Here is a 25,903-nt window from a genome sequence, read left to right as displayed (position 1 = left end):
GGGGTCTAGCTTAGGAGGGTTCGAGCATGCCGAGCACCCTGCCGTGGTTGCGGCGTGACTCCTCCAGCCTGTAGTCGTCGGCCACGGCGTGCTCGCGGACCTGCCGCACGGGCAGGCGGGTGCGGGGCACTACCAGGTCGCCGCGCAGGCGCAGCGACAGCTCCAGGTCGGCGTCCACGCCGTAGCGGGCCTCCTCGGGCAGGGCGGCGACGGCGGCCGAGCGGCGCACCGCCATCAGGTCGCCGGTCAGCGCGGGCACCCTGCCGGGCCCGGCCTGCAGCCACGCGGCGCCGCTGTCCGGCCTCTCGGCCCCCGGCGGCTTGCGGCCCTTCCAGCCGGCGGCCACGGCGCCTTCCTGCACGGCGGCGATCAGCGGCGTCAGGGCGTCGCCCTCCAGGACCAGCGAGGTGTCCATCAGCACGTGCACCTCGGCCGTGTCGAGCCGGAGCAGCTTGGCCCTGGCCGCGCCCCAGGTCGCGGTGCCGCCCAGCCAGTGCGGGGTCTCGGCGACGTGCCACACCCGCACCCGGTCCGGCTCGCGGGCCGCCAACTCGTCCAGCACCTTCCCGGCGCCGTCCACGTCTCCCAGGTCGAGCGCCAGCACCGTGCAGCCGGTGTGGGCCAGCACCGAAGCCACGCACGCGCGCACGTCGTCGGGCCAGCCGTCCACCAGCAGGCCGACCGACGCCGTCACGTCCTTGGTCTCCACGCGCTGCCGCTCGGCGTTGATGCCCAGGTCGTCCATCCGGTTGGTGGCCAGCGTGCCGTCCCACACGCGCTGGGCGTGCAGCATGTCGTCACCGGGGTCGCCGTGCTGGCCGGGGTCGCCGGAGAAGCCGAGCTCGGCCGCCGGGTTGCCGCGGGCGCCCTCGCGGGAGCGGCGCTTGGTGCCGGCCGTGCCCACGCCGGTGGCGCGCACGGTGTCGCCGGTGGCGCCCTGGGTGCCGGGCTCAGCCCCGCCCTGGGTGCCGCCCTGGGTGGCGGCGCCGCCCGCTGTGTCGCGGCCGGTGCCGACCGTGCCGGCGATCTCCTGAGGCCTGGGCGGGCGCAACCTGCCGGGCGGGCGGTCGTCGGTGACGGCCGAGACGGGGATCGACTCCACGGTGGGCCATACGTTCTCACTCATGACCGTCACGCGTACCCGGGAGCCGCCCGCCCTATCATCGGCGGGCTAGGCGAGCCGCACCACGGCCCGCGCCTTGGACAGCACCCGCGCGTCACCCGACCTGGCGGTCAGCCCGACCACGACCTGGCCGTCGTCGAGCTTCTCCTCCACGACGCCGCTCACGGTGATCGTGGCGCCCTGGTCGTCGTCCGGCACGACCACCATCGACGAGAACCGCACGCCGAAGTCGACGACCGCGCCCGGGTCGCCGGCCCAGTCGGTGACGAACCGCCCCGCCTGCGCCATCGTGTACATGCCGTGCGCGATGACGTCCGGCAGGCCTACCATCTTGGCGAACCGCTCGTTCCAGTGGATCTGGTTGAAGTCGCCGGACGCCCCTGCGTACATCACCAGGTTGACCCGGCGCACGTGGTAGTCGACCGGCGGGATCTCCTGGCCGACCTCGACCTCGTCGTACTTCTGCGTCGCCGCCATGTCAGGCCGCCCCTCCACGCTCGACGATCGTGTTGTACGTGGTGCAGACAGGCTCTCCGGCCACCGTCGTGACGTCGCTCCTGACCGTCAGCAGCTCGTTGCGCCCGGCGGTGCGGATGTCGGTGATGGTCGCCGTGGTGACCAGCTCGTCGCCGGCGTAGACCGGGCGGGCGTACTCGAAGCGCTGCTCGCCATGGACCACCATGGCGAAGTTGAGCCCCAGGTCGGGGTCGGCCAGCGCCTCGCCGCCGCTGCGCAGGCTGAAGACGATGGGGAAGGTGGGCGGGGCCACCACGTCGGGGTGGCCGGCCGCCTGGGCGGCGGCCTTGTCGTGGTAGATCGGGTTGTCGTCGCCGATCGCCGCGGCGAACTCACGGATCTTCACCCGGCTGACCTCGTACGGGGTGCTGGACGCGTAACTGCGTCCCACGAAGTCACGGTTCAAGGCCATCACTGCTCCCTCGCATGCACTGCTCCCTCGCCTGTCTCACCGGCGCCGCGTCGTTGAGCCGAAGGTAACAGAACAAGGTTCGGCTGTCGCTGCCGATGGACTGCTTTTTGCCGGCCCGGGACACGACGAACCGGCGCCCGCCATGGGACGCCGGTTGTGCGATGAGTGGAAGCCGGAGTGACCGCCCGGGCGACGACTAGCGAGTCTCGCGGTGCGCGCGGTGGCAGCGGCAGTTGGGGCAGTACTTCTTCAGCTCAAGCCGATCCGGGTCGTTGCGCCGGTTCTTCCGCGTGATGTAGTTGCGGTGCTTGCACTCCTGGCAGGCCAGCGTGATCTTCGGCCTAACGTCGGTGGCAGCCACGTGGGAGTGCCTTTCTACGTTCGGGACATGGACATGCCCGAACCCAGGCCGGTCGACCTGGGTGAGGGCAGTAGCGGAGGCCGGACTTGAACCGGCGACACAACGATTATGAGCCGTTTGCTCTGCCTGACTGAGCTACTCCGCCTTGCAGCCGGAAACGATCCGGCCCCGTAGAGGATACCCGACCCGGGGAGCGTCTACGTCACTCGCCTGATCGGGCAGGGTGGTTCCAGTATGCCAAAGGCACCCCCCGCGACACAAAACAAAAAACCCCACCTCGGTGGGGTCTGTCGCTGGTGGAGCCCCCAAACGGAATCGAACCGTTGACCTTCTCCTTACCATGGAGACGCTCTGCCGACTGAGCTATAGGGGCCTGTCCGGCGCTGCGGACAGGTGTAACCATACACGGCGCTCAGCCTTGATGCGAACTCGTCCGGGCAGCCGGTCGCCCCTCCTGCCGGGGCCGCGCGGGCAGGGTGACGACCTCGCACAGGTCGGCCAGGTCGACGTGGCGCGCGACCTCGGCGACCGACGCGCAGTCGGCGACGAGGCGGCCGTCGCGGCGCACCCTCAGCACCTGCCGCCCGTCCTGCACGGCGAGCACGATCTCGTATCCGTCGCTCCCGACCCATCGCCTGTCCATAGCGGCACACACTAGCCGCCGGGTCTCTCATTTTTCGCCGGACGACAGGCGTCACGCGTCAGTAGCGGTAGAACCCCAGGAAGCCGCGGACCCGGGCGATGTCGTCCACCCGGACGGTCGCGCCGGTCTCGGGCGCGTGCAGCATCCGTTCACCGCCCAGGTAGATGCCGACATGTCGCGTCCTGAGCCGCTCCTTGGCGCGTTTACCGAAATAGACGAGGTCGCCCGGCACCGGCGACCGGACTTCGCGCATCCGCCGCACGTGGTCGTCGGTGTTGCCCGGCCCGAGCACGTCCGCCCCGTGCGCGAGCGCGTACACCCAGCGCGTGAGACCGGAGCAGTCCAGTCCTCGCGTCCTGGTGGCGGGGCAGGGTTTTATCCTGCCCGTGTATCCCAGGCAGGTCCCCGTGGACGGTCCCGGCCGCTCGGCGTGGCCGCCGCCCCAGGAGTAGACGATGCCGCGCTGCTCGATCTCGTACGCGAGCGCGACGATGCGAGGTAAGACGTAGCGCTTGACCGGGGCGGAGGCCGTGACGGCGAGCAGCAGGAGCGCCACGGCCAACAGAGCTCCGCGCCTCCCCGACACCCGCACCTCCCTGGTGATGCGGGATCAATCCTGCCTTATAGGGCTATTTGCCGCGTAGCGTGATCTCTGCGGTCCCGACGACGAACCGGATGCCGACCGTGCCCTTCTTCTTGCGCGGCTTGGTGGTGAAGGTGAACGTCCTCTTCTGCCCCAGCCGCAGCTCCTCGATGGAGCAGCGGAGCGCCGTGCCGCTGAACGCGCAGCCCGAGGACGCCCTGACCACCCGCTGACCGCCGAACGCCCGTCCGGAGACCTTGATGTCGGTGACCCGGTGCGGCCCGGTGTTGGCCACGGTCAGCCGGTAGGTGGTGCGGCCGCGCGCCCGGCCGGAGACCGTCACCTCGGCCGGCGGGTTGGCCATCGCCTTGAGCTCGTCCTCCGAGCCGTTGAACGCGTTCTGCCCGCCGGGCAGCGTGCCCTTGTCGGCCGACTGCCAGAACGTGTGCCGCTGCCACGCCTTGGGCGGTTCACCCGGGTCCGCGCCCCAGCGGGCGAGCCAGAGCGGGCTGGACCTGAACGCGGTGCTGTCGCCCGTGCACGTCCGCCACCAGCTCGTGGTGGTGTAGATGATCGCCCGCCGCCCGGTGCGGGCCCGGTAGGTCGCGGTGAAGTCCTCGATCCAGGCGACCATGTCCTTCACCGGCAGGTCGTAGCAGGAGTTCTTGCCGTTCCTGTTCTGGTACGGGTTGTCCTCCAGGTCGAGCACGCCGGGGAGGGTCCGCCCGTCGGCGCGCCAGTCGCCGCCGTTCCTGAGGAAGTGCTCGGCCTGCTGGGCCCCGCCCGACTCGTGCGGCTGCGCGAAGTGGTAGGCGCCGCGGACCAGCCCCGCCGCCGCCGCTCCGTCGAACTGCGCGGCGAAGAGCGGGCTGACGTAGTCGTGTCCCTCGGTGGCGTGCACGAAGGCGAACCTGGCGCCGCCGGACGCCGCCGCGGCCCAGTCGACCTCGCCGGTCCAGTTGCTGACGTCCACCCCCGCCACGCCGTCCGCCGCCTGGGCGCTCTGAGCGCCCAGGCCTACAGCCGCCACCATCGCGATGAGCATCAGACGCTTCACGCAGGGGATCGTCGCAAAAAATTCTTACATGTACGGGGAAATCAGCACTTCAGAGGCTGAAAAGTTATTCATCATCCCCATATCTGTTATGTGACGTTTTCGCAGGTCAGAGCCGTATATGAACGTGACATTCACGTTTGCCAAGACCGCTTTCCCTGGCTGACACTTGAGCCGCTCCCATTCACCGCCCCCCACCAGGGGTTTCTTCGCATGCCCGAAGGAAGCCGCCATGATCCACACTCGGGGTCTGACCCGGACGTTCACCCTGAAGAAGAAACAGACCGTCGAAGCCGTACGGGGCATCGACCTGGACATCGAGCCGGGACAGCTCGTCGCGTTCCTCGGCCCGAACGGCGCCGGCAAGTCCACCACGCTGCGGATGCTCACCACGCTGCTGCCGCCGACGTCCGGCACCGCCACCGTCGCCGGCCGCGACGTCACGCGCGACCCCGCGGGGGTGCGCGCCAGGATCGGCTACGTCGGCCAGAAGAACAGCGCCGGCGAGACGTTCCGCGCCGGAGACGAGCTCGTCACCCAGGGCCGCTGCTACGGCCTGACCACCGCGGAGGCCCGCCGCCGCGCCGGCGAGATGATGGACCTGCTCGACCTGACGCCGCTCGCCGCGCGCAAGCCCGGCACGCTCTCCGGCGGCCAGCGCCGCCGCCTCGACATCGCGCTGGGCCTCGTCCACCGGCCCGGCCTGCTCTTCCTGGACGAGCCCTCGACCGGGCTCGACCCCAAGAGCCGCGCCGACATCTGGACGCACATCCTGCGCCTGCGCGAGACGTACGGGACCACCCTCTTCCTCACCACCCACTACCTCGAAGAGGCCGACAGCATGGCCGAGCGGGTGATCATCATCGACGACGGCCGGATCATCGCCGACGGCACGGCCGAGCAGCTCAAGAACGACCTGGCCGGCGACCGCATCCTGCTCACCGCGCACACCGCGCAGGACGCCGGACGGGCCGCCGCGCTCCTCGGCGGCGAGGCCGACGGCGTCACCGTGCGACTGCGGGCGGCGTCCGCCGCGACGGCCCTGCCCGAGCACCTGCGCGCGCTGGAGGCGGCCGGCGTCAAGGTCGCCGCCGCCGAGACCGTCCGCCCCACCCTCGACGACGTGTTCCTCACCCTGACCGGGAGAAGCCTCAGCGATGACGACGTTCCTGCGTGACACCCTGACCGTGTTCCGCCGCGAGTTCACCCCCTCGTTGCGGGAGCCCGCGGGACTGCTCTTCGAGATGGGGCAGCCGCTGCTGTTCCTCTTCCTGTTCGGGGCCCTGCTGGACGGCGCCGTGGGCTCGTCCTGGCAGTGGTTCGTGCCGGGCATCCTGGTGATGATGTGCCTGACCGGGCCCATGGCCTCCGGCTACTACCTGCTGGTGGAGCTGATTGGCGGCTCGATGGAGCGGATGATGGTCACGCCGCTCAACCGGACCGCGATGCTGGTCGGCAGGACGATGAAGGCGATGGCCGTGCTGTTCGCCCAGGCCGTGCTGATCATCGTGCTGGCGGTGCCGCTCGGGTTCGAGCCGCACCTGACGGGCGTGGCCGCCGGGCTGGCGCTGCTGATGGTGTTCGGGGTGGGGCTGGGGGCGCTCTCGTTCGCCCTGGCGATCAAGTCGGCGCCCGACGGCACCCTGTTCTGGACGATCACGCAGGTGCTGCTGTTCCCGTTGCTGCTGCTGTCGGGGGTGCTGCTCCCGCTCGACTCCGGCCCCGGCTGGCTGCGGGTGGCCGGCGGGCTCAACCCGGTCGCCTACATCGTCGACGCCGAGCGGGCGCTCTTCTCCGGCCAGGCGCCGGGGCCGCCGGTGCTGTACGGGGTGCTCGCGGCGGCGGCGACGGCCGCGCTCGGCCTGTACCTCGGCAACCGCGCCATGCGTCGGGGCGTCTGACCTCCTGCCCGCCGCGGCCGGTCGGCCGGGTCACACGGCGCGGGCCCGGTCGACGTCCGGGCCGCGGTAGGCGCGTTCCGGGATGCGGGCCAGCGAAGACTCCCGCACCTGCGGCCCGAGCCCGTACAGCTTCTGGAAGCTCATGATCAGGGGCCGCCACCGGTCCGGGTCGACGTGGTCGTCCACGCCGTCCTTAAGGATCTCGTCGTGCACCCACACCCGCAGCACCCGTACCTCGAACGCGGCGATCCCGCCGTCGCCCACCGGGTGCTCGGCGACCATCGACGGCGGCGGCGAGCGCGTCGGAGGGCAGGTTCAGCACGCATTCGCGCGTTCTGGTCATGTTGCGCGCGGTCTTGGACCGCCGGCCCAGGCCCAGCACGCCCCGCCAGCCGAGCCAGAACGCCGACGACATCGGGGCGAGGTTCGGCGTGCCGTCCTCGTTCAGGGTGGAGATCAGCACGACCGGGGTGCCGAAGTAGAGGATCGAGGGTTCGATGCGGGTGTGCGTCACGGATGACACTGTCGCGCCGCCCGGCGGCGGGCACCGGCGGCATTCGGACCTGTCGTTCGTCCCGTGTTTCCAAGACCCACCGGTGTAATCTCACTCCCTACGCGATGGAGGCCGCCGGATGCACGCACCGTTCGCCATCACCAGTGAATATTTCGGTGACACAGCGGTCATCAGCGTGGTCGGAGAGCTCGATACCACTCGGTGCTCCCGGCTGGACGAGGCGCTCGGGGCCGCCCTGTCCGACGGGCGGGTCCACCTCGTCATCGACGCCACCGGGCTGACCTTCTGCGACTCGATGGGGCTGCGCACCCTCATCGAGCACGTCCAGCGGGCGAAGGCGGCGGGCGGCTGGCTGCGGCTGGCCGGCGCGCGGGGCGTGCTGCGGCGCCTGCTGGAGGTGACCGGCGTCGCCGCGGTCATCCCGGCCGACCCCGACGTCGCCACGGCCCTGCGCGCCCGGCTCCCCGGCGACGACGCACTGAGCCTCTGACCGAGACCGCGGCGCCCCTCAGCCGGATGCAAGATTCTTCCAAGTCGGGTCCCCTAGCCTCCGTCGCCATGAGGAAGACACCTGTCATCGGCGCTGTCCTGGCCTTCACGATCGCCGCGAGCGTACCCGTCCCCGCGCAGGCGGCCGCCGGCATCCACTGGGGCCCCGTCGCGTCGGCGGCCGGGCACTCCGGCAAGGCCAGGGCCGACGTCTGGATCAGCGACTTCGGCGCCGAGACGTTCGTCGTGCGCGGGAAGCTGTACGACCGCGACGCGCACGCCGGCCACTGCGCCTACGTCCGCGCCCGGTTCCACTACGCGGGCGGCGGCACCGGCTGGAGCCGCCCCAGCACGACCTGCGCGGCCAGGAAGTCGTTCCGGCTCTCGTCGGACGGCGAGATCAAGCGGGTGGACGTGCGGGTGTGCCTGTACGACCGGGCCACCCGCAAGACCTTCAGGTGCCACGCCGACGCCATCAAGCCCGAGATCATCGCGAACTGGCCCCAGTGAGCCGGCCGTGACCGGTGCGGAAGGGGTTCCCGCCGGTCACGTTTCGCAGTAAGGGACGGGACGACAAGGGCGCCACGGCGGAAAGTCGCGGCATTGAAACAAGGGACGATGCGACATGCCCTAGTACAATCGCGGAAATCTCCCGGTCTCGACATCAGGATGGGGGAAGGAGCCCGGTGGGTCAGATCGACGTCCTGCAGGTCGCCCGGGAGCTCAGCCGTGTTTCCCATCTCAGACCCGAAGAGCTGCTGGACGTGGTGAATACGGCTCTGGCGCCCGGCGAGTTGCACGTGGCTTCATCTCCCCAGCCGGGGATATATTTTCTCAACATTGTCAAAAGTGCCATATCCACCGAAGACGGACGCCGCGCGTTGCAACGCGGCGTCCAGTACGTCGGACCGGGCACCCCGTGGGCCGAACGCGTCATCAGGCTGCTCAGCCCGGCGGAGGATCTGCTCGACCCTCCCGAGGCCCTGCAGGTCGCCACCCTGCTGCGCGGGTGCGAGGTCGAGGACCTGCGGATCCTCTACCAGGTGGCCACCGAGGGCAAGGGCCGCGGCTTCCCCGGCGCCTTCCAGGACGCGGGCCATGTCTTCGAGTTCCTGCTCGACGCCCCCACCGGGGAGCGGCGGCTGCTGCCCCACCTGCGCTTCGCCGCGTACGTGCTCGGCCAGCTGCTGCAGCGCCGTACCGCCGACCAGGACACGGTCTCCGAGCTGAGCCGCTGGCTCTACCGCCAGCGCGACCAGCTCAGGGCCGAGAACAAGGACCCGGAGGCCACCGAGCTGGAGCGGCTGCTCCGCCAGCGGCCCGCCTTCGAGACCCGCACCGACCTGCCGACGTGCCTGATCGTCGAGATCGACCCGCTCGCCGTGCCCGACGGCGACGACGACCCGCACCTGGTCACGCACTGGACGCACAGCAGCCCTCTGGGCTGGAACCCGGAGCGCGGCGGCGAGGTCGAACTGCCGCTGGCCCGCGTCGCCGACCACGTCGTGGAGCTGGTGCTGGCGGCCGAGCGCGACTGGACACCCAAGCAGGGCGGCCCGCTGCTGCTGGAGTTCCGGCTCGCGCCCGAGCTGGTCAACCTCTCGGTCGACCAGTGGCCGAGGAGGATCAGCGAGGAGCTGCCGCCCCGCGCGCTGGGCGCCGACTACGAGGTGGTCCTGCGCAGCGACCGGCGGCTGCGCCCGGACAACACCTACCGGCGCTGGTATGACCGGTGGCACGTCTTCCTCGACGGCAGAGGCGCCGCCCACCTGGCTCCCCTGGACGGCGGCGACGCGGGGAACGTGCACGCCAGCCTGATGGGCGGGGCCGACGTGGTGGCGTGCGTCCTGTCCGCGCCGCCCGACAGCCCTCAGGGCAGGGCGCAGCTCGACGCCGCGATGGACGCCGGGGTGCCGATCGTCCTGTGGTGCCGGGACTCGGCGACCAACGGGGAGTTCCGGAAAGCCGTCACCGAGGTGCTCCAGCCGCAGAAACTCAAGAAACTACCGGAGAGTATTCACCAACTTCGCAGCTCAACGCCGACGTGCCGCAATGTGGCCCTTCTCTGGGACGATCCCGGGCGGCCAATTCCGGAAGTGCAGCCGCTGAGAAGTCCTTCCTAAAAGGTTGCGCCGACGAGCGATCAAGGAGATCCTCGGGTAAGTCCGCAATTCCACACTCCCCAGCCCGGACTTACGAGTGAGGACCACCCGCAGATGAGCGTGGATCGACCACCCACGGAGCGGCTTCCCGGGGAGGGTGGATCGGTGGCCATTCCGCGAGGGTGGCTGGTCTACAGCGGCACCGGGCAGCCGCGCGATGGCCTGCGCCTGCTCGACGAGCTGCCGCCCCCGCCGCCCTGGCGGGACTTCGACGGCGGTCCCGTCCTGCCGCCACCCCCCGAGGACCTGCCCGAGCTGCGCAGGCGGCTCGGCGACGCCATCCGGCGCAGCCCCGACGAGCAGGAGATCCTGGCCGTCAACGCCGCCCTGTGCCTGCGCCGGCCGCTGCTGGTGACCGGGCCGCCCGGCGTCGGCAAGTCCACGCTCGCCTACCAGGTCAGCCGCGAGCTGCGGCTGGGGCCGGTGCTGCGCTGGCCCGTCAACAGCCGCAGCACCCTGCGCTCGGGCCTGTACGACTACGACGCCGTGGCGCGCGTCCAGGACGCCCGGCTCACCGGCGCCGAGCCGCAGGTCGGCGAGTACGTCCAGCTCGGCCCCCTGGGCACCGCGCTGCTGCCGCACGAGCTGCCGCGCGTGCTGCTGATCGACGAGTTCGACAAGTGTGACGCCGACCTGGCCAACGACCTGCTCGACGTCCTGGAGGAGGGCGGCTTCCTGATCAGGGAGCTGTTCCGCGCGCGGGCCCGCGAGCCCGAGTCGACCGTCCACACGGCCGACCGCGAGGGCACCGCGCTCGTCAGGGAAGGCTGGGTCGGCTGCCGCGCCTTCCCGTTCATCGTCATCACCAGCAACGGCGAGCGCGAGTTCTCGCCCGCGTTCCTGCGCCGCTGCATCCGGCTGGAGATGGCCCAGCCCGGCGAGGAGCGCCTGGCCGAGCTGGTCGGCGCGCACTTCGCCGACCGCTCCACACCCCATCAGGACCGCATCGTCCGGGAGTTCCTGGAGTACCGCAGGCACAGCCCGGTGGCCGCCGACCAACTGCTCAACGCGCTCCACCTGGTCATCAACGGGAACGCCGACCCCGACGACCGCTCCTGGCAGCGGATCCTCGCCGTCGTGCTGCGACGGCTGGACGAGGCGGGCTCGGGGTGAGCCGCCCGGCCGACCCACCGCCGGACCGCGTGCCGCACTGGCAGGATTCAGCCGACCTGCTCTGGCTCGCCGCACTGGCGGCCCGCCGGCCGGACACCCCGAGCAGGGACACGCCGCCGGCTCGCCTCCCGCCACCGGCGCCACCGCCGGAGCCGCACCCCGGACCCCCCGACACCCCGCCCACCGCCCACGCCCAGCCGGCCCCTCCCCACCTCGGGGGCGGGCCGTTCGGCGTGCCCGCCGTCCCCGACCCCGTCGGCGGCGCCGAACCCCCTCAGGAGGTCGCGGCCGCCTCGGCGGCGAACCGGCGGCGCGCCGTCACCCGCGCGATGCTCGCCTTCCGCCGCCTGACCGCGTCCGCGCACGGCACGAGCGAGCTCGACGAGGAGGCCACGGCCGAACGGGCCGCCGAGGACGACCTGTGGCTCCCGGTCCTGACCTCGCCGCTCGAACGCTTCCTGGACCTCGACATCGTCATCGACGACAGCCGCTTCGCCCTGCTCCACCGCAACGCCGCCACCGGCTTCGCCGCCGCGCTCACCGACACCGCCGCCTTCCGCACCGTCCGCACCTACCTGCTCGACACCGACGTCAAGCACGAGTACGAGCTGTTCCTGCGCAGCGGAGGACCCGGCGGCCGGGTCATGCCGGCCTCCTCGCTGGCCCGTCCCGGCGCCGGCCGCCGGCTCGTCGTCGTGCTGACCGACGGCGTCGGCGACGCCTGGCACACCCGGGCCGCGCACCGCAAACTGGCCCGCTGGGGCGCCGCCCACGCCCTCGTGGTCATCCACCTGCTGCCCGCGCGGCTGTGGCGGCGTACCGGGATCACGCCGGAGCGGGCCGTCTTACGCAACCGCCGCCCCGCGGGACCGGCCGGCGGGTACGTCCACGCCGCCCCGCCGGGGCCGGTGCCCGTGCCGGTCATCGGACTCGACGCCGCCCAGGCGCGCTCCTGGGCGGCCTTCGCCATGGCGGCCCAGCCGGTCTGGCGCGGCACGGTCGTGCCCTGCTCGCACGACCAGGCCGAACCCGACCCCGAGCCGCCGCCGGAGGACGAGCTGTCGGCCGAGCAGCGGGTCTGGCGCTTCCGCATGGGCGTCTCGTCCACGGCGTTCGAGCTGGCCGTGCACCTGGCCGCCGCGCCGCTCAACCTCTCGGTCGTCCGACTCGTGCAGCGCAAGCTCGTGCCGCGCGCCACGGACGCGCACCTCGCCGAGGTGCTGGGCAGCGACCTGGTACGCCGCGCCGAGCCGCACCCGGTCAGCCCGAGCGTGCCGTACGACTTCGTGCCGGGGGTGCGGGCGGAGCTGCTGCTGGCGGGGCGGCGCTCCACCACCGCCGAGGTGCTGGTGACGGTCGTCGACCACCTGAGCCAGGAGGTCGACGAGCTGAAGGCGCTGCGCGAGGTGATCGTCTCCCCCGGCAGGGCCGCCGTACCCGAGCTGTCACCCGAGCTGTCACCGCTCGTCGAGCCGACCGTCTCGGCGCTGGAGGCGATGGCCGGCAGCTACAGCGCGCCGGCCCGTGACCTCAGGGATGCGATGAGTGACCAGCTGGGCAGGAGTGAAGAGCCGCCGGTTGGGCACGCCTCGAACCGCGATCTGCCTCGCCCTGAGGACAGTGTTTACACCCATGTTGTCAAGGACCTACCGACGCCTGACCCCTTTGGAGTGACGATCAACATGACCGCGACGCCTGTGGCACCGAAACGCGAGTCGCACGAGCCGACACCGGTGTGGAATGTGCCGCAGAAGAACCACAATTTCACCGGCCGCGAGGCGATCCTCAACCAGCTGCACGAGCGGCTGTCGAGCGGGACCACCGCGGTGCTCCCGGAGGCGCTCCACGGGCTGGGTGGTGTGGGCAAGTCGCAGATCGCCGTCGAGTACTGCTATCGGCACCAGAAGGAGTACGACCTCATCTGGTGGATCCCCTCCGAGCGCCTGACCATGGTCCGCCAGGCCTTCGTCGACCTGGCCGACCAGTTGGACCTGCGGGTGTCGGAGCCCAACGTGGCGGAGATCGCGGTGAAGGAGGCGCTGCGGCTGGGCCGGCCGTACGGCAACTGGCTGCTGGTCTTCGACAACGCCGAGGACGTGGAGGAGATCAAGAAGTTCTTCCCCACCAACGGGCCCGGCAAGATCATGGTCACCTCGCGCTCGCGTGACTGGTTCGCCTACGCCACGCCGCTGGAGGTGGACGTCTTCACCCGGGCGGAGAGCCGCGACCTGCTCCGCCGTCGCGGCCCCGACCTGAGCGACCACGACGCCGACCAGATCGCCGACCGCCTCGGCGACCTGCCGCTGGCCATCGAGCAGGCGGCGGTGTGGCTCGCCGAGACGGGCATGCCGGTCTCGGAGTATCTGGAGCTGTTCGACGCCCAGCGCAACGAGCTGCTCGACGTCGAAGGCACCGAGAAGTCGGTGGCGGCGGCCTGGAACGTCTCCTTCGACCGCCTGCGCACCACCAACCCCGCGGCCCTCCAGCTCCTGCAGGTCTGCGCCTTCCTCGCGCCCGAGCCGATCCCGAGGTCGCTGCTGGTCGGCAGCCGCGACCTGGAGGGCCCGGCGGAGCTGCTGGAGGTGCTGCAGGACCCGATCGAGATCAGCCGGACCACCCGGGCGCTCAACAGGTACGCCCTGGCCAAGGTCAACTACCGCGACAACACCATCTCCCTGCACCGCCTGGTCCAGCGCGTGGTGACCAGCCAGCTCAGCGAGGACGAACGCCACCAGCTGCGCCACTGCGGCCACCTGCTGCTGGCCAACGCCGACCCCAAGGCGCCGAACGACCAGTCGCGCTGGCCCACCTACCACGCGCTGTTCCCGCACATCTTCTCCTCGCATCTGGAGGAGTGTCCCGACCCGTGGGCCAGGGGGTTGATGCTCAACACCATCGACTTCCTGTTCCTGTGGGGAGACCGGGCCGGCTATCTGTCCATGGCCGACCGCGTGGTGCGGGCCTGGAGCGAGCAACTGGGGCCCGAGCACGACGCCACGCTGACGGCCGAGCTGCGCCTGGGCCGCGCCAAGCGCCTGTTCGGCCATTTCGAGGAGGCGTACCGGCACCACCTGCACGCCCGCGACGCGCTGCGCGAGCGGCTCGGCGCCGACCACGAGCGCACCCTCGAAGCGCAGGGCTATCTCAGCGCCGACCTGCGCTACCTCGGCCGGTTCACCGAGGCGATGGAGATCGACCGCGAGGCCTACGAGACGCTGCGCCGCCGCTTCGGCCCGGACGAGCCGCTCACCCTGGAGCAGGCCCACCTGCTGGCCATCGACTACCGCCTGGCCGGCGACCCCGTCCGGGCCAGAGAGCTCGACGAGGACACCTACCAGCGCAAGCTGGAGCTGCTGGGCCCCGACAGCCGCAGCACGATCAGCACCCGGCTGGCGCTGGCCATCGACGTCATGGAGTGCGGCGAGTATCTCGCGGCCCGTGAGATGCAGGAGGAGCACACCCACGAGCTGCGCTCCCGCCTCCAGAACTCCCATCCCTCCACGATGGACGCGATCCTGCTGCTGTCGGTGATGAGCCGCAAGGCCGGGCGCAACGACGAGGCACTCAAGCTCTCCGAGGAGGCGATGTCGCTGTTCAAGGCCCGCTACGGCGAGGAGTCGCAGACCACCGTGGCGGTGGTGCTCAACCACGCGCTCAACCTGCGCGCCATCGGCGACCTGTCGCAGGCGGTGGAGCTGGGCAACCTGGCCCGCGAGCAGTATTCACGCATCTTCGGCCCGAACCACCCCAACACCCCCACGGCGGCGGTCAACATCGCCGTCGCGCTGCGCCTCATGGGCCGGGTCGAGGAGGCGCGTGCCCTCGACCGCGAGTCGCTGGACGAGCTGACCAGGATGCTGGGCGCCGAACACCCGCGCACCCTCCTGTGCGCCATCAACTACGCCAGCGACCTGTACGCCCTGGGCGCCTGCGAGGAGGCGTTGAACCTCGACCGCCAGACGCTGGAGCGGCTGAGCAGGCACCAGGGCGGCGACCACCCGACGACCATCGCCTGCATGTTCAACCTCAGCCTGGATCTCAAGGCCGTGGGCCAGGACGAGGAGGCGGCGGTGCTGCAGTCCCGGGCGATGGACGCCTACCGCCGGGTGCTGGGCGACGACCACCCCGCTCTGCTCTCGCGCGCGCAGGGCAGGAGGGCCAACTGTGACATCTACCCGATGCCCGTATGACGCGCCCCTGCGACCCCGAGGCGGCGATTCCCGTATCGACACGTACCCGAGAACCGGAGTATGACGACGTGCAGGTGCCCTGGCGGAAGTCGAGTTGGAGTGATGACGGTGGGGGCTGCGTGACGGTGGCCTACCTCGGCACGTCCTGTGCGGTCAAGGACAGCCGGACGGCCGGACCGTACTTCGTGGTGTCGATCGACTCCTGGCGGGCGTTCGTCGCGGGGGTGAAACGCGGGGAGATCGTCCCGGAGGTCGTGACCGGGCCGGATGGGGCGCCGTCGCCGCGCCCCATCCACTCAGACCGAGCGTGACTTGATCGCGTCGACGAAACTCTGCCAGTCCTCACGCGAAACGCTCAGGTGGGGACCGGACGGGTCCTTGCTGTCGCGGACCGCGACCCGCATGCCGTGGGGCGCGACCTCGACACAGGTGCCGAGGTCCTGCTCGGTGCAGTGGGAACTCCTCCGCCAGGCAGGCGCTGGAAGCATCTTCACTCCTTATTTGACTACTGTCAGTGACAGCTTAACTACTCTACTTCCCGTTACCGGCAAGCTTTAACGGAAATAAACAAGGAGCGCCATATCGGACAAATCCCGAATTAGCTCTTACGATGGGCACATGCTGCCCATGAAGCCCAAAGCTACAGATTTCGACCTTTCCTCAATCACGTGGATTAATGGCGCATCCGATCATGATCTTAGTGATCCCGTGGAGGTCGCGTTCGTCGAAGACGTGATCCTCATGCGCAACGGCGGCCAGGCCGACGGCGCGATCCTGGTGTTCACGCAGCTGGAATGGGAGGCGTTCGTCGCGGGAGTGCTCGACGGCGAATTCGACTACGACTGAGCCCGATAGCCGGCGATCGCGGCGGCCAGCTCGCGCACGGGGCCGGAGTCGCGGCCGTCGAGACGTTCCACGACCTCCTGGAGACGCTCCAGCCCGTCGTCGTACTCCGCGCACACCCGGGCCAGGCTCAGCAGCGCCGCACGGGCCGAGTCGGACTGCCGGACCCGTCCGGAGATGTCGGGGCCGAGCAGCAGCAGCACGTCGTCGCGCCCGGCCGGCGTCCGCAAGCTGCTCACCCGCTCCATGACCTCCACCAGGTCCAGCAGGTCCAGCGAGGACAGCGGGCGGCGCTCCCGCGCGGCCGGTGGCAGGGCTTCCAGCAGCGCCCGCGTGTAGGCCGCGGCGGCCGTCGCCGCGGGCCGGTGCCAGTCGTCGTTCTTCGCCGCGTCGCCGTAGTCGCTGACGCCGCGCACGACCAGGCACTCGCGACCGCCCAGCCAGGCGCTCGACGCCGTTCCCGCGCCCTCCATCTCCATCGCCAGCACCCCGTGCTCCCGCGCCAGCTCGTCGCGGCGGGCCGCGCTCCGCAGGAGTTCGTCGCCGCTGCCGATGGTGCCGTGGAAGATCCGCACCTCGCCTCCCGGCGACTCGAAGCCGGGCAGCGGCGTCAGCCACCGCTCCCACGGCCGCTCCCCCTTCAGCTCCGCCACCCGCAGGTCGTTGACCGCGCGCAGGAGCAGCGGGGAGGGCACGAGGGTGTGACCGCGGAGCGTGCCGCCGCCGTCGGTGACCCGCCGGTGGCTGTAGTGGACCACGCCGCCGGTGCCGACCACGACGTCGCCGAGCCGTACGCCGTGCTGCGGGACGCCCAGCGCGATGCCGCACATGATCACGGCCCGGATCCGCGGGAAGCTGCGCACCAGGTGCGCGCAGGCCTCGGCGGCCACGACGTTGCTCGTCGCCGCGAGCGACGTGATCACCACGTCGCCGCAGGCCAGGCGGGCCATGAGGTAGTGGTTGCCGTCACCGTCCGCGCGCACCGGCTCCACCGGGCCGAGCGCGTGCTGGAGGGCCGCCGCCTCCACGGGCAGCGCGGTGATGACTCCGATCATGGCCACTCCTCGGGAGCGCGGGGCCTCCACCCTAGACCGGCGGGGACGGGTGGATCACGATAGTGCCATGCAGGAACTGATCATCGGCATCGTGAGCTCGCTCCTGGCCGGCGGCATCACCGTCGCCGCCGGCTGGCTCGGCCTGGCCTGGCCCAGGCGGGTGCTGGTGCGCGGGCTGTCGAAGCTGACGGGGGTGGGCGTCGAGCGCTCGTACGCCAAGCAGTCGGCGGCCAACTCCGACCTCGCGGCCGACCTGCGCGGAGCCCGCTGGATCAAGGTCCTGACCGGACGGGGCAACGAGCTCACCCGCGACAGCTTCCAGCTCGTGTGGCAGGCCGGCAACCCCGTCCTGGAGTACGTGCACATCCTGCTGCCCGACCCGGACGACCCCGGGGGCTGGCTGGCCAGGAGGGTGCGGGAGGTGCAACGCGCCGACCCCGCCTTCGGCGACGGGCTGCTGGCCGACCAGCTGCGCGCCAACATCCGCTACCTGGACGCGGTCTCCGGCCGCGACACCAGGATCGAGCTGCGGCTCTTCGACGCTCCGCACACCTACCGCGTGATCCTCACCGACCGCCTGGCCTACTTCACGCCGTACCAGCCCGGGGTCCACGCCCGCAACTCGCCGTGCCTGGTCTTCCGCAGCGGCAGCGCCATGTACGACCACCTGCTGCGGAGCTTCGACATCATGTGGCCGCAGGCGGTCAGGAGCCGGCCGGACGAGCGCTCAGTCTGACTCGCCGGCGGGCAGGGTGTCGAGCAGGGGGACCAGCGTCTCCCAGTTGGCCCGGGTGGCCGCCGCCGCCCCCGCCGCGTCGCCCGCCTCGCACAGCGCGATGACGCGGTCGTGCTGGGCGACCGACTCCCGGCCGCTCAGCGAGGAGAACCGCAGCCGCTCCAGGCGCCGCAGCACCGGCGTGTACCGCTCCAGGACGTCGCGGAGGGCGTCGTTGGCGCTGGCGGTGACCAGCACGCCGTGGAAGTCGTCGTCGGCGGCGATCGCCGCTGGCACGTCGTCGCGGCGCAGCGCGTCGGCGAACCGCGCGTTGGCCTCGCGCATCGCGTCCAGCTCGGCGGCGGACAGGGCGGGCAGGGCCTCCCGGACGGCGAGTTCGTGCATGGCGGCCGTGACCGACTGGGCGTTGCGGGCGGCGCGCACGTCGACGGGGCTGACGATCGTGTAGCGGCCGGGCTTGGTCCTGACCAGGCCCGCCTGCTCCAGCCGCGCCAGCGCCTCGCGCACCGGCGTCCGGCTGACGCCGAGCCACTCCACCAGGTCGGCGTCGTTGAGGCGCTCGCCGGGGGCGAGGGTGCCGTCGACGATGGCGTCCCGGATCGCCCGGTAGGCCTCGTCCCTGAGCAGCGATCTGGAGACGAGTCCGCGACTCGGTGGAACCGGCATGCAACATATTGCATCGGCCGCCCTGACCACTGTCAAACGGCGGAAGCTTCTCCAGCCCCGCCACGATCCGGCGGCGTGGTGATGACTCGCCCGGCGCCACGTCGAGCGTGACCGCGTCGACGACCGGCACCGCTCCGGCTCGTCCCTGTCGTCCGGAACCGCTCCGCTCTCTGGCAGGGTTGACGGCATGGCCACGGCGGACCGGGACACGGCGGAGCTGGGCACCACGGAGCGGGTGCTCACCCTGCTCGGACTGTTGCAACAGCGTCAGGTCTGGACCGGCGCCGAGCTCGCCGACCGGCTCGGGGTCACCACGCGCACGGTACGGCGCGACGTGGAACGGCTGCGCGCGCTGGGCTATCCGGTGCACGCCGGCCAGGGCGTCGGCGGCGGCTACCGGCTCGGCCCCGGCCAGAACCTGCCGCCGCTCCTGCTCGACGACGAGGAGGCGATCGCCACCGTCGCCGCACTCCTCACCGGCGCGGGAAGCGCGGGCGGCGGCGCACGTGGCGCGGGCGCGGGTGGGGACGCGGCGCTCCGGGCGTTGACCAAGCTCGACCGGGTGCTGCCCGCCCGGCTGCGGCACCAGGTGCGGGCGCTGTCCGACTCGGTGGAGTCCTTCGCCGGCGGCCGTGCCCCGCTCGACCCGGACGTGCTCATGACCCTGGCCAGGGCCTGCCGCGACGAGGTGGAAGCAGGGTTCGGCTATCCGTCAGGGGACGAGGTACGGCGGCGACGGGTCGAGCCCTACCGGCTGGTCGCCTCCGACCGGCGCTGGTACCTCCTCGCCTACGACCTGGACCGCGACGACTGGCGCACCTTCCGCCTCGACCGGATGACCGAGGTGTCGGCCCGGACCTGGCGCTTTCGTCCCCGCCCCGCCCCTGACGCGGCGGCGTACGTGCAGGAAGGCGTGGCGAGCGGGGTCTACCCGCACCGGGCGCGCTTCCTCGTGCACGCCCCGGCGGACACGGTGCGCGCGCGGCTGCCCGGGGCGGCGGCGGTCGTCCGGCCGCGCGGGAGCGAGCGCTGCGAGCTGGTCAGCGGCGCCGCCAGCCTCGACTTCGTGCTCATGCACGTGCTCCTGCTCGGCCACGACTTCGAGATCCTCGACCCCCCGGAACTCGGGGCCCGCTGCCGGGTCCTGGCAGAAAGGCTGCTGTCGGCCGGCGCGACGATCGCCCCCCAGGCCAGGACGCCTACGTGAAAACATGACACAAGGTGTCGGGTTATGGGTCCAACCTGGGCCGGCAGCCCTACGACAGACAAGGACCAGGATGCGTGAAACACCAGCGGAGCTGGAGGCACTCCAGGCGCTCCTCGACGCCTCGCTCTCCCGCTCCACCTCCCACCTCCGCTCGATCATCAACACCGACCGCACGCTGACCGCGGCCCAGCTCACCCAGGTCCTCACCGGCATGTGCACCCTCGCCCTGTCCACCGTGACGGCGAAGGGCGAGCCCCGCATCAGCGGCGTGGACGGGCACTTCCTGCACGGCATGTGGCACTTCGGCACCGCGCGCGATGCCGCCAAGGCCCGCCACCTGGCCGCCCGGCCCGCCGCCAGCGCCGCCCACCTGCGCGGCGAGGACCTCGGCGTCTTCACGCACGGCACGGTCGAGGTCCTCAACCCCCGCAGCGGCCCGCCGTCGCCGGACTGGCCCGACCTGCTCGCGTACCTCCAGGACTTCTACGGCGGCGACGCCTTCGACTGGGACGAGGAGGTGGTCTACTACCGGCTGCGTCCGCAGTGGATGACCGTCTACACCCCCGACCCGGCCGGACTGGTCAGGGCCTCCACCGGATAGGGCGGGCGCGGCCGTCAGTCCAGACAGAACTCGTTGCCCTCGGGGTCGGCCATCACGATGGTGCCGGCGTCCAGCGGAGGAGCGGGCTCGACGCGGCGCAGCCGCTCGGCCCCCAGCGCGACGAGCCGCGCGCACTCGGCCTCCAGCGCCGCCATCCGCTCCTCCCCCTCCAGCCCGGGAGCCGCGCGGACATCGAGGTGCACGCGGTTCTTGGCGGTCTTGCCCTCCGGCACCCGCTGGAAGAACAGCCTCGGACCGCGCCCTTCCGGGTCCTCGATGGCCGACCTGCTGTCGCGCTGGTCCTCCGGCACGCCGATCCGCGCCAGGAAGTCGTCCCACGCGTCCAGCGGGTCGGCGCCCTCGGGCACGTCCACCCCCGGCGGGCCCGGATGGACGTAGCCCAGGACGTCGCGCCAGAAGGACGACAGCGCCCGCGGGTCGTGGGCGTCGAAGGTGACCTGGACATGACGGCTCATAGTTCGCTCCGTTCACAGCGATCGTCTTGCGGGTGGAGGCCGGACCGGCCGGCCCGACCGGCGTCGTCTCCGGCCAGGTGACTCACCCTGCCCCCTCCAGCGGACAGCATCGGTCCGCTATCGAACGCGTCGGCCGATGGTCAGGGCGGCTGACCAGTGGCGGGTGAGGCGTCCGTCCGGGCGGGCGGCGAGCAGGCGGCGTATCTCCCCGTAGAGGTGCTCGCGCTTGGCCGGCTCCATGGCGATGTGGCCGGAGAACGTGTCGAGCAGGGCGAGATACTCGTCCGCCGTGTAGCGCGACGCCCACACGTACAGCTTCGTCCCGGTCACCGTGAAGTGCCCGGAGGACTCGAACTCGGCGACCAGCGGGTTGGGCCGGTCCTCGGGCGTGGGCCCCGGCCACGGGCCGTCGTGGCCCTCGCCGATCTCCTCGTAGACCCGCTGGATCTCGGTGAAGAACGGGTCGAAGTCCGCCGGCATCGCGTGCTCCGCGTTCCACACGGCCAGGTGGCCGCCCGGGTCGAGGAGGGCGGCGGCCTTGGCGTAGCGGATCCGCGGGTCCACCCACTTCCAGGCCGTGGCCGCGTACACCAGGGCGAAGCGGAGGCCGGTCGGCGGCTCCCAGTCCTCGAACGACGACGTGACCACGGACACGCCGTCGTACGCCGCGAGGCGGAGCCGGGCCTGTGCTGAGAGGGCCTCGCCGAGTTCGACGGCGGTGATCCGGAATCCCGTCCGGGCCAGTGGCAGCGTCGCCTTCCCCGGTCCGCACCCGACTTCGAGCAGGTGGGCGGGTGGCCTGACTTCCGTGATCTCCAGCAGGTCGGTGTAGAGCTCGGCGGGGTAGTCGGGGCGCGCGTCCTGGTAGGAGGCGGCCGCCCGGTCGAAGGTGGCGCGCAGCCGGTGCGGATCGCGGGACATGCGCCCATCCTGACAGCGAACGCCGGGGCCGCCGCCGTGAGCGTGTCTCGTCCGCTCGCGAAAAAATCTTGAGGGAGCCTGTAGTGGAGAGGCTCTCCCGTTCGTCATCAACCTGACGACCGAGGAAACTCACGACAGGAGTGACGCGATGCGCTACCTCATGCTGGTGTGCACCGACCCCGACTACACCCCCGGCCAGGAGGAGGGTGCGCCCGACGTGGAAGAGTGGGTCAAGGAGATGGACGGCAGAGGGGTCCGGCTGATGGGCAACCGCACCCGCCCGGCGAGCGACGCGACCACCGTCCGGGTCCGCAACCGCGAGGTGCTGCTGACCGACGGCCCGTACGCGGAGACGAAGGACCAGATCGCCGGCTTCGACGTCCTCGAGTGCGCCGATCTGGACGAGGCCATCGAGGTCGCGTCCAAGCACCCGATGGCGTGGGAGGGGATGATCGAGCTGCGTCCGTTCTGGCCGGACGGCGAGGACTAGCGATCGGCGAGGTGAAGGACCGGATCGCCGGGATCTACGCCGAGGGGTGGAGCCGGATCGTGGCCGCCATGATCCGGTTCACCGGCGGCGACTGGGATCTGGCCGAGGAGTGCGCCCAGGACGCGTTCACCCGGGCGTTGCGGACCTGGCCCGGGTCGGGGGTGCCCGACCAGCCGCTGGCGTGGCTGACCACCACGGCCCGGCACCGCGCGATCGACCGGATGCGTCGCGCGTCCAACGAGGCGGCGAAGCTGCGGGAGGTGGCCGCGATGGACCAGGAACCGCCGCCCTATCTGAGTGACTCCGACATCCCCGACGAGCGTCTGGAGCTCATGTTCACCTGCTGCCATCCGTCGCTGAACCTCGACGCCCAGGTGGCGTTGACGCTGCGGAGCCTGGCCGGCATGAGCACCGCCGAGATCGCGCGCGCGTTCCTGGTGCGTGAACGCACGATGAGCCAGCGGATCTTCCGTGCCAAGCAGAAGGTCGCGCACGCGGCCATCCCCTTCCGGGTGCCGCCCGCGCACCTGCTGCCTGAACGCCTGCCCGCCGTCCTGCACGTGCTCTACCTGCTGTTCAACGAGGGGTACGGGGATCCGCACAAGGCCCGGCTGTGCCGGGAGGCGATCCGGCTGGCCCGGCTGGTGACGGAGCTGATGCCGGACGAGCCGGAGGCCCAGGGCCTGCTGGCGCTGATGCTGCTGCACGACGCGCGGCGGCCGGCGCGCGTGGACGCGGCCGGTGACCTGGTCACCCTGGACGAGCAGGACCGCACGCTGTGGGATCAGGAGCTGATCGCGGAGGGCGCCGCGATCTGCGAGCGGGCGCTGCGCCGGGGCCGCGCCGGGCCGTTCCAGCTGCAGGCGGCCATCGCGGCTTGCCACGCGACCGCGCCGCTCGCGGACCGGACCGACTGGCCGCAGATCGTCGGGCTGTACGAGCACCTGGCCCGCGTCACGCCGAGCCCGGTCGTCGAGCTGAACCGGGCCGTGGCGGTCGGCATGGTCAGCGGCCCCGAGGCGGCGCTGCGGCTGGTCGACGCGATCGCGGAGTCCGGGCGGCTGGACGACTACTACCTGTTGCACGCCACCCGCGCCGACCTGCTGCGGCGCGCCGGCCGGGGGCGGGAGGCGGCCGTCCACTACCGTTCGGCCATCGACCTGGCGCCCACGGAGGCGGAGCGCCGCTTCCTGGCCGGCCGGCTGCGGCTGCTCTGACGCGCCCGTCAGGGTAGCCGGGCCAGCGTCTCCATGGCCTCGCGTTCGACGCGCGCGAGTTCGCGCAGGACGGCGCCGGCCTGGTCCAGGCAGCCGGGGTCGCCGTTCTCCCCCGCTTTCGCGATCAACGTGGACACCTCCGTCCATCGTTCGGCGGCCTCGGCGTACAGCCGGTGACCGGTGCGCAGGAGGGCGTCGTCGATCAGCCGGGCGCACTCGTCGAGGAAGTCGCGGTAGAGGGCGCGGAACAGGGCGCCGCCGGTGCCGCCCCGCTCCATGAGGAGGGCGGCCTCCGGCAGGTCCCGCCCCGGGTCGGCGACGCGGCTCAGCCAGCCGGGCACCCGCCTGGCCGCCTCGGCGATGCCGCGGTGTCCCAGGTTGGCGATGGGGGCGGCGAGGAAGGCGTCGGCGCAGTCCTTGATGGCGGGGATGATCTGGTCCTGCCAGGCGGGCGGGCGATCCGGCACGGTGATGGTGAAGGACCGGTTCCTGGCGGTCATCGGCCCGCGCTCGGCCCGCGCCGCCGCGAGGCTGACCAGGCTGGTGCGGACCGCGCCTCCCTGCTGGCCGGTGTCCACCAGGTGGGCGTCCTGCTCGTCGTAGCCGTACAGGGCGACGACGTGGCCGCCGAAGTGCACCTTGGACCGGAAGTACTCCAGGTGGTAGCAGTCGAGCTGGAGGCCGACCGGCCGGCCGGCGTCGAGGGACGCGGCCGCGTTCCGCCACGCCTTGCGCGCCGAGGTGGTCTCCTCGACGGTCAACGTCAGCCCCAGCCGGGCGGCCAGGTTCCTGGTGAGCTCGAACGGCTTGACCCGGCCGCCGAGGAAGGGGAACGTCATCCCCTTGCGGTCCCAGTAGACGAACGACAGCCCTGAGCCCAGTCCGAACAGCAGGGGCTCGGACAGATCGAGCCCTTCGTGCCGGAGCAGCACCCCCAGCGCCGTCGTCTCACAGTGGTGCAGGCCGCGCGGCTCGACGCCCGGCACGATGATCGGCTTCATGACGGACCAGCATGGACCCTCCCCCCGTGGGAGGGTCCAGCGCGCCGAGGCCGGACCGCGCGGCCGTTGACCGTGTCAGAAGTCGTCGGCGGTGCGGATCCGGTCGCGGATCCAGACGCCGGCCTCCTTGAGCCTGCTCGTCCCGGCGAACGGGCCGTTCGGGCAGGTGCCGGTGGTGAAGACGGCTCCGGTACGGAAGTCGTCGGAGAAGTTCCAGTTCACCCAGCTGATCTTCTTCTGGGCCAGCAGGTCGAGGTACTGCTGTGACCGGCTGAAGTCGTTCGCCCCGTCACCGGAGGCGCTCTGGGTGCCGAACTCGGTCACGAAGATCGGCAGCCGGTCGGCGGCCCTGGCGAGCGTGTTCAGGTACTCGGCGCCGTGCGAGGCCGCGTAGAAGTGGAACGTGTACATGATGTCGGCCGCGTTGACCGGGTTGTCGATGATCTCGGTCTCGTCGCCGCCGGCGGAGACGCCGAGGGACGACCAGCCGCGGGTGCCGATCAGGATGGGGGCGTCGGCGTCGTGCTGCCGGATCACCGGGATGAGCTGGTGCGCGTAGTCGCGGATGACCGGCCAGGTGACGGCGTCGCCGTTGGGCTCGTTCGCGATCTCGTACAGGACGTTCTTCTTGCCGTCGTGCCGCTGGGCGATCTCTGTGAAGAACGTCCTGGCCCGGCTGAGGTTGTACATCGGGTCGCCGGGGGTGAGCATGTGCCAGTCGACGATGGCGTACATCCCGCGGGCCGTGGCCATCTCGATCAGGGCGTGCACCCGGTCGGTGAACAGCCGGGGGTTGGTCTCGTACCCGCCCTCCTGGATGTACATCGAGATGCGCAGGACGTCGGCCTTCCAGTCGGTGGCCAGCGCGTCGAGGGAGGAGCTGTTGAGGCACTGGTCGTACCACTGGATGCCGTGGCTGCTCATGCCGCGCAGCTGGATCTGCTTGCCGCTCTCGTTGCAGAGCTTGAGGCCGCACACCCGCAGCTGACCGTTGGCCTGCACCGGGGTGCCGCCGCCGCTCCCTGTGGGGGCGCCGTAGACCTCCAGCTCCCACAGGGAGTAGCCCCACGGGGTGCCGCGCTGCGTGCCGTGCACCCGCACGTACCGGCCGGCGCCGCCGACCGTGAGGTCGTCGACCGCCCCGTCGCCCGCGGTGGTGGAGTGGACGTCGGTCCAGGCCGACCCGTCGGCCGAGATCTGCACCCGGTACGCCCGCGCGTAGGCGACCTCCCAGGTCAACCGGACCCGGGAGACGGTGTGGGCGGAGCCGAGGTCCACCTGGATCCACTGGGGGTCCACTCCTTCGGCGCTGGCCCAGCGCGTGGACGTGCTGCCGTCCACCGCCTTGTCCGGTTCCAGGCCGGCGGCCTCGATCGAGGAGGCCGTCACGGGCTTGCCCCGGGAGACGAGGGGGTCGGCCGCCGTGGCCGCGTTCGCGCCGGAGGGCGCCAGGAGCGCCAGGGGCGCCATCAGCACCGCGACGACCGTGAAGATCTTCGTGACTGCGCTTCGCCTCACGAACGACTCCTTCGGGGACAGGGGTCAAGGGTGCGCACTGTTCGCCCGCCCGAGCCCTGCCCTGATTAGGAAAGTTTATTAACTTCTAGCGCAGCATAATTTGACACCCTC

30 protein-coding genes and 2 tRNA genes are annotated in these 25,903 nt (G+C 71.4%); 14 read left to right on the top strand and 18 right to left on the bottom strand.

The window, feature by feature from the left end; translation table 11 throughout:
* Positions 1-10 precede the first annotated feature (10 nt).
* From ACQEUU_RS06130 to ACQEUU_RS06090, 9 genes are all read right to left on the bottom strand, one after another.
* Positions 11-1,126 (bottom strand): hypothetical protein, encoded by a 1,116-nt coding sequence (locus ACQEUU_RS06130; protein WP_433061441.1) that lies wholly within the window; start codon positions 1,124-1,126, stop codon positions 11-13.
* Between the two features lie 45 nt (positions 1,127-1,171).
* The gene (locus tag ACQEUU_RS06125; RefSeq protein WP_433061438.1) at positions 1,172-1,600 is read right to left on the bottom strand and encodes a MaoC family dehydratase; all 429 of its coding nucleotides are present in this window, start codon (positions 1,598-1,600) and stop codon (positions 1,172-1,174) included.
* A 1-nt stretch (position 1,601) separates the two neighbouring features.
* On the bottom strand, positions 1,602-2,051 hold the full coding sequence (locus ACQEUU_RS06120; RefSeq protein WP_270156964.1) for a MaoC family dehydratase N-terminal domain-containing protein: 450 nt from the start codon (positions 2,049-2,051) through the stop codon (positions 1,602-1,604).
* Positions 2,052-2,247: 196 nt separating this feature from the next.
* The gene (gene rpmG, locus ACQEUU_RS06115; RefSeq protein ID WP_019632658.1) at positions 2,248-2,412 is read right to left on the bottom strand and encodes a 50S ribosomal protein L33; all 165 of its coding nucleotides are present in this window, start codon (positions 2,410-2,412) and stop codon (positions 2,248-2,250) included.
* A gap of 71 nt (positions 2,413-2,483) precedes the next feature.
* Positions 2,484-2,557 (bottom strand) — tRNA-Met (locus ACQEUU_RS06110).
* 152 nt (positions 2,558-2,709) lie between these two features.
* A tRNA-Thr gene (locus tag ACQEUU_RS06105) sits at positions 2,710-2,785 on the bottom strand.
* Between the two features lie 39 nt (positions 2,786-2,824).
* Entirely contained in the window at positions 2,825-3,055 is a 231-nt protein-coding gene (locus ACQEUU_RS06100; protein ID WP_433061433.1) for a transposase, read from the bottom strand.
* 58 nt (positions 3,056-3,113) lie between these two features.
* Positions 3,114-3,611, bottom strand: a complete 498-nt coding sequence (locus tag ACQEUU_RS06095; protein ID WP_433071753.1) for a C40 family peptidase — start codon at positions 3,609-3,611, stop codon at positions 3,114-3,116.
* Between the two features lie 73 nt (positions 3,612-3,684).
* Positions 3,685-4,695, bottom strand: a complete 1,011-nt coding sequence (locus tag ACQEUU_RS06090; protein ID WP_433061431.1) for a GH25 family lysozyme — start codon at positions 4,693-4,695, stop codon at positions 3,685-3,687.
* A 229-nt stretch (positions 4,696-4,924) separates the two neighbouring features.
* On the opposite strand from ACQEUU_RS06090, the gene ACQEUU_RS06085 reads away from it, so the two are divergent.
* Entirely contained in the window at positions 4,925-5,869 is a 945-nt protein-coding gene (locus ACQEUU_RS06085; RefSeq protein ID WP_433061428.1) for an ATP-binding cassette domain-containing protein, read from the top strand.
* The gene (locus ACQEUU_RS06080) at positions 5,850-6,593 is read left to right on the top strand and encodes an ABC transporter permease (RefSeq protein ID WP_433061425.1); all 744 of its coding nucleotides are present in this window, start codon (positions 5,850-5,852) and stop codon (positions 6,591-6,593) included. Before ACQEUU_RS06085 ends, ACQEUU_RS06080 begins: the two co-directional genes overlap by 20 nt.
* 30 nt (positions 6,594-6,623) lie before the next feature.
* On the opposite strand, the gene ACQEUU_RS06075 is transcribed toward ACQEUU_RS06080, so the two are convergent.
* Positions 6,624-6,875, bottom strand: coding sequence for a hypothetical protein (locus ACQEUU_RS06075; RefSeq protein WP_433072025.1), 252 nt, complete (start codon positions 6,873-6,875; stop codon positions 6,624-6,626).
* Positions 6,787-7,056, bottom strand: a complete 270-nt coding sequence (locus ACQEUU_RS06070; protein WP_433071751.1) for a hypothetical protein — start codon at positions 7,054-7,056, stop codon at positions 6,787-6,789. The genes ACQEUU_RS06075 and ACQEUU_RS06070 overlap by 89 nt, the downstream gene beginning before the upstream one ends.
* A gap of 169 nt (positions 7,057-7,225) precedes the next feature.
* On the opposite strand from ACQEUU_RS06070, the gene ACQEUU_RS06065 reads away from it, so the two are divergent.
* From ACQEUU_RS06065 to ACQEUU_RS06040, 6 genes are all read left to right on the top strand, one after another.
* Positions 7,226-7,597 carry an STAS domain-containing protein gene (locus ACQEUU_RS06065; RefSeq protein WP_433061423.1) on the top strand — a complete coding sequence of 124 codons (372 nt, stop codon included), beginning with the start codon at positions 7,226-7,228 and terminating at the stop codon, positions 7,595-7,597.
* 68 nt (positions 7,598-7,665) lie between these two features.
* Positions 7,666-8,106 (top strand): hypothetical protein, encoded by a 441-nt coding sequence (locus ACQEUU_RS06060; RefSeq protein ID WP_433061420.1) that lies wholly within the window; start codon positions 7,666-7,668, stop codon positions 8,104-8,106.
* Between the two features lie 371 nt (positions 8,107-8,477).
* The gene (locus tag ACQEUU_RS06055; protein WP_433061418.1) at positions 8,478-9,719 is read left to right on the top strand and encodes a hypothetical protein; all 1,242 of its coding nucleotides are present in this window, start codon (positions 8,478-8,480) and stop codon (positions 9,717-9,719) included.
* Positions 9,720-9,863: 144 nt separating this feature from the next.
* Positions 9,864-10,871, top strand: a complete 1,008-nt coding sequence (locus tag ACQEUU_RS06050; protein ID WP_433061416.1) for an AAA family ATPase — start codon at positions 9,864-9,866, stop codon at positions 10,869-10,871.
* Positions 10,868-15,061: an FxSxx-COOH system tetratricopeptide repeat protein gene (fxsT, locus tag ACQEUU_RS06045; protein WP_433061414.1), complete on the top strand. Its 4,194-nt coding sequence runs from the start codon at positions 10,868-10,870 to the stop codon at positions 15,059-15,061. The genes ACQEUU_RS06050 and fxsT overlap by 4 nt, the downstream gene beginning before the upstream one ends.
* Positions 15,058-15,372: a DUF397 domain-containing protein gene (locus tag ACQEUU_RS06040; protein WP_433061412.1), complete on the top strand. Its 315-nt coding sequence runs from the start codon at positions 15,058-15,060 to the stop codon at positions 15,370-15,372. The genes fxsT and ACQEUU_RS06040 overlap by 4 nt, the downstream gene beginning before the upstream one ends.
* Here the strand turns inward: ACQEUU_RS06040 and ACQEUU_RS06035 are convergent.
* On the bottom strand, positions 15,358-15,549 hold the full coding sequence (locus tag ACQEUU_RS06035; RefSeq protein WP_270156976.1) for a DUF397 domain-containing protein: 192 nt from the start codon (positions 15,547-15,549) through the stop codon (positions 15,358-15,360). The two genes, ACQEUU_RS06040 and ACQEUU_RS06035, sit on opposite strands and share 15 nt — an antisense overlap.
* Before the next feature lie 130 nt (positions 15,550-15,679).
* Between ACQEUU_RS06035 and ACQEUU_RS06030 the strand changes: the two genes are divergently transcribed.
* Complete coding sequence (locus tag ACQEUU_RS06030; RefSeq protein WP_433061409.1) at positions 15,680-15,907, top strand: DUF397 domain-containing protein; 228 nt, start codon at positions 15,680-15,682, stop codon at positions 15,905-15,907.
* On the opposite strand, the gene ACQEUU_RS06025 is transcribed toward ACQEUU_RS06030, so the two are convergent.
* On the bottom strand, positions 15,898-16,959 hold the full coding sequence (locus tag ACQEUU_RS06025; protein ID WP_433061407.1) for an effector-associated domain 2-containing protein: 1,062 nt from the start codon (positions 16,957-16,959) through the stop codon (positions 15,898-15,900). The two genes, ACQEUU_RS06030 and ACQEUU_RS06025, sit on opposite strands and share 10 nt — an antisense overlap.
* A 67-nt stretch (positions 16,960-17,026) precedes the next feature.
* Between ACQEUU_RS06025 and ACQEUU_RS06020 the strand changes: the two genes are divergently transcribed.
* Entirely contained in the window at positions 17,027-17,695 is a 669-nt protein-coding gene (locus ACQEUU_RS06020) for a hypothetical protein (protein ID WP_433061405.1), read from the top strand.
* Here the strand turns inward: ACQEUU_RS06020 and ACQEUU_RS06015 are convergent.
* Positions 17,687-18,361 (bottom strand): GntR family transcriptional regulator, encoded by a 675-nt coding sequence (locus ACQEUU_RS06015; RefSeq protein ID WP_433061402.1) that lies wholly within the window; start codon positions 18,359-18,361, stop codon positions 17,687-17,689. The genes ACQEUU_RS06020 and ACQEUU_RS06015 overlap by 9 nt on opposite strands.
* Before the next feature lie 187 nt (positions 18,362-18,548).
* Here ACQEUU_RS06015 and ACQEUU_RS06010 point away from each other — a divergent pair, with 187 nt between their 5' ends.
* A complete protein-coding gene (locus tag ACQEUU_RS06010) occupies positions 18,549-19,568 on the top strand; it encodes a helix-turn-helix transcriptional regulator (protein ID WP_433061400.1) in 1,020 nt (339 codons plus the stop codon).
* Positions 19,569-19,638: 70 nt separating this feature from the next.
* Positions 19,639-20,169: a pyridoxamine 5'-phosphate oxidase family protein gene (locus tag ACQEUU_RS06005; RefSeq protein ID WP_433061397.1), complete on the top strand. Its 531-nt coding sequence runs from the start codon at positions 19,639-19,641 to the stop codon at positions 20,167-20,169.
* Positions 20,170-20,183: 14 nt separating this feature from the next.
* On the opposite strand, the gene ACQEUU_RS06000 is transcribed toward ACQEUU_RS06005, so the two are convergent.
* A complete protein-coding gene (locus ACQEUU_RS06000; protein WP_433061395.1) occupies positions 20,184-20,645 on the bottom strand; it encodes a VOC family protein in 462 nt (153 codons plus the stop codon).
* Positions 20,646-20,762: 117 nt separating this feature from the next.
* Positions 20,763-21,566, bottom strand: a complete 804-nt coding sequence (locus ACQEUU_RS05995; protein ID WP_433061393.1) for a class I SAM-dependent methyltransferase — start codon at positions 21,564-21,566, stop codon at positions 20,763-20,765.
* A 148-nt stretch (positions 21,567-21,714) separates the two neighbouring features.
* On the opposite strand from ACQEUU_RS05995, the gene ACQEUU_RS05990 reads away from it, so the two are divergent.
* Positions 21,715-22,056, top strand: a complete 342-nt coding sequence (locus ACQEUU_RS05990; RefSeq protein WP_433061391.1) for a YciI family protein — start codon at positions 21,715-21,717, stop codon at positions 22,054-22,056.
* Between the two features lie 11 nt (positions 22,057-22,067).
* The gene (locus ACQEUU_RS05985) at positions 22,068-23,273 is read left to right on the top strand and encodes an RNA polymerase sigma factor (protein ID WP_433061388.1); all 1,206 of its coding nucleotides are present in this window, start codon (positions 22,068-22,070) and stop codon (positions 23,271-23,273) included.
* Between the two features lie 8 nt (positions 23,274-23,281).
* On the opposite strand, the gene ACQEUU_RS05980 is transcribed toward ACQEUU_RS05985, so the two are convergent.
* Positions 23,282-24,274 (bottom strand): BtrH N-terminal domain-containing protein, encoded by a 993-nt coding sequence (locus tag ACQEUU_RS05980; protein WP_433061386.1) that lies wholly within the window; start codon positions 24,272-24,274, stop codon positions 23,282-23,284.
* 75 nt (positions 24,275-24,349) lie between these two features.
* Positions 24,350-25,792: a cellulase family glycosylhydrolase gene (locus ACQEUU_RS05975; RefSeq protein WP_433061384.1), complete on the bottom strand. Its 1,443-nt coding sequence runs from the start codon at positions 25,790-25,792 to the stop codon at positions 24,350-24,352.
* Between the last annotated feature and the right edge of the window lie 111 nt (positions 25,793-25,903).

The sequence above is a fragment of the Nonomuraea sp. CA-218870 genome (genome assembly GCF_050936535.1).
Taxonomy (GTDB): Bacteria; Actinomycetota; Actinomycetes; order Streptosporangiales; family Streptosporangiaceae; genus Nonomuraea; species Nonomuraea corallina.
The sequence above is the reverse complement of the archived record's forward strand: the minus strand, read 5'-3'. Positions and strand labels throughout refer to the sequence as shown.

What these genes read in the sequence shown, in the direction of transcription:
- ACQEUU_RS06075 (WP_433072025.1), bottom strand. Translation starts at nt 6,875, where the DNA reads ATGGTCGCCGAGCACCCGGTGGGCGACGGCGGGATCGCCGCGTTCGAG.
- ACQEUU_RS05995 (WP_433061393.1), bottom strand. Translation starts at nt 21,566, where the DNA reads ATGTCCCGCGATCCGCACCGGCTGCGCGCCACCTTCGACCGGGCGGCC.
- ACQEUU_RS06040 (WP_433061412.1), top strand. Translation starts at nt 15,058, where the DNA reads ATGACGCGCCCCTGCGACCCCGAGGCGGCGATTCCCGTATCGACACGT.
- ACQEUU_RS06120 (WP_270156964.1), bottom strand. Translation starts at nt 2,051, where the DNA reads ATGGCCTTGAACCGTGACTTCGTGGGACGCAGTTACGCGTCCAGCACC.
- ACQEUU_RS06005 (WP_433061397.1), top strand. Translation starts at nt 19,639, where the DNA reads ATGCGTGAAACACCAGCGGAGCTGGAGGCACTCCAGGCGCTCCTCGAC.
- ACQEUU_RS06080 (WP_433061425.1), top strand. Translation starts at nt 5,850, where the DNA reads ATGACGACGTTCCTGCGTGACACCCTGACCGTGTTCCGCCGCGAGTTC.
- ACQEUU_RS06125 (WP_433061438.1), bottom strand. Translation starts at nt 1,600, where the DNA reads ATGGCGGCGACGCAGAAGTACGACGAGGTCGAGGTCGGCCAGGAGATC.
- ACQEUU_RS05990 (WP_433061391.1), top strand. Translation starts at nt 21,715, where the DNA reads ATGCGCTACCTCATGCTGGTGTGCACCGACCCCGACTACACCCCCGGC.
- ACQEUU_RS06020 (WP_433061405.1), top strand. Translation starts at nt 17,027, where the DNA reads ATGCAGGAACTGATCATCGGCATCGTGAGCTCGCTCCTGGCCGGCGGC.
- ACQEUU_RS06030 (WP_433061409.1), top strand. Translation starts at nt 15,680, where the DNA reads ATGCTGCCCATGAAGCCCAAAGCTACAGATTTCGACCTTTCCTCAATC.
- ACQEUU_RS06130 (WP_433061441.1), bottom strand. Translation starts at nt 1,126, where the DNA reads ATGAGTGAGAACGTATGGCCCACCGTGGAGTCGATCCCCGTCTCGGCC.
- ACQEUU_RS06060 (WP_433061420.1), top strand. Translation starts at nt 7,666, where the DNA reads ATGAGGAAGACACCTGTCATCGGCGCTGTCCTGGCCTTCACGATCGCC.
- ACQEUU_RS06035 (WP_270156976.1), bottom strand. Translation starts at nt 15,549, where the DNA reads ATGCTTCCAGCGCCTGCCTGGCGGAGGAGTTCCCACTGCACCGAGCAG.
- ACQEUU_RS06065 (WP_433061423.1), top strand. Translation starts at nt 7,226, where the DNA reads ATGCACGCACCGTTCGCCATCACCAGTGAATATTTCGGTGACACAGCG.
- ACQEUU_RS06015 (WP_433061402.1), bottom strand. Translation starts at nt 18,361, where the DNA reads ATGCCGGTTCCACCGAGTCGCGGACTCGTCTCCAGATCGCTGCTCAGG.
- ACQEUU_RS06085 (WP_433061428.1), top strand. Translation starts at nt 4,925, where the DNA reads ATGATCCACACTCGGGGTCTGACCCGGACGTTCACCCTGAAGAAGAAA.
- ACQEUU_RS06100 (WP_433061433.1), bottom strand. Translation starts at nt 3,055, where the DNA reads ATGGACAGGCGATGGGTCGGGAGCGACGGATACGAGATCGTGCTCGCC.
- ACQEUU_RS06025 (WP_433061407.1), bottom strand. Translation starts at nt 16,959, where the DNA reads ATGATCGGAGTCATCACCGCGCTGCCCGTGGAGGCGGCGGCCCTCCAG.
- ACQEUU_RS05980 (WP_433061386.1), bottom strand. Translation starts at nt 24,274, where the DNA reads ATGAAGCCGATCATCGTGCCGGGCGTCGAGCCGCGCGGCCTGCACCAC.
- ACQEUU_RS06010 (WP_433061400.1), top strand. Translation starts at nt 18,549, where the DNA reads ATGGCCACGGCGGACCGGGACACGGCGGAGCTGGGCACCACGGAGCGG.
- ACQEUU_RS06000 (WP_433061395.1), bottom strand. Translation starts at nt 20,645, where the DNA reads ATGAGCCGTCATGTCCAGGTCACCTTCGACGCCCACGACCCGCGGGCG.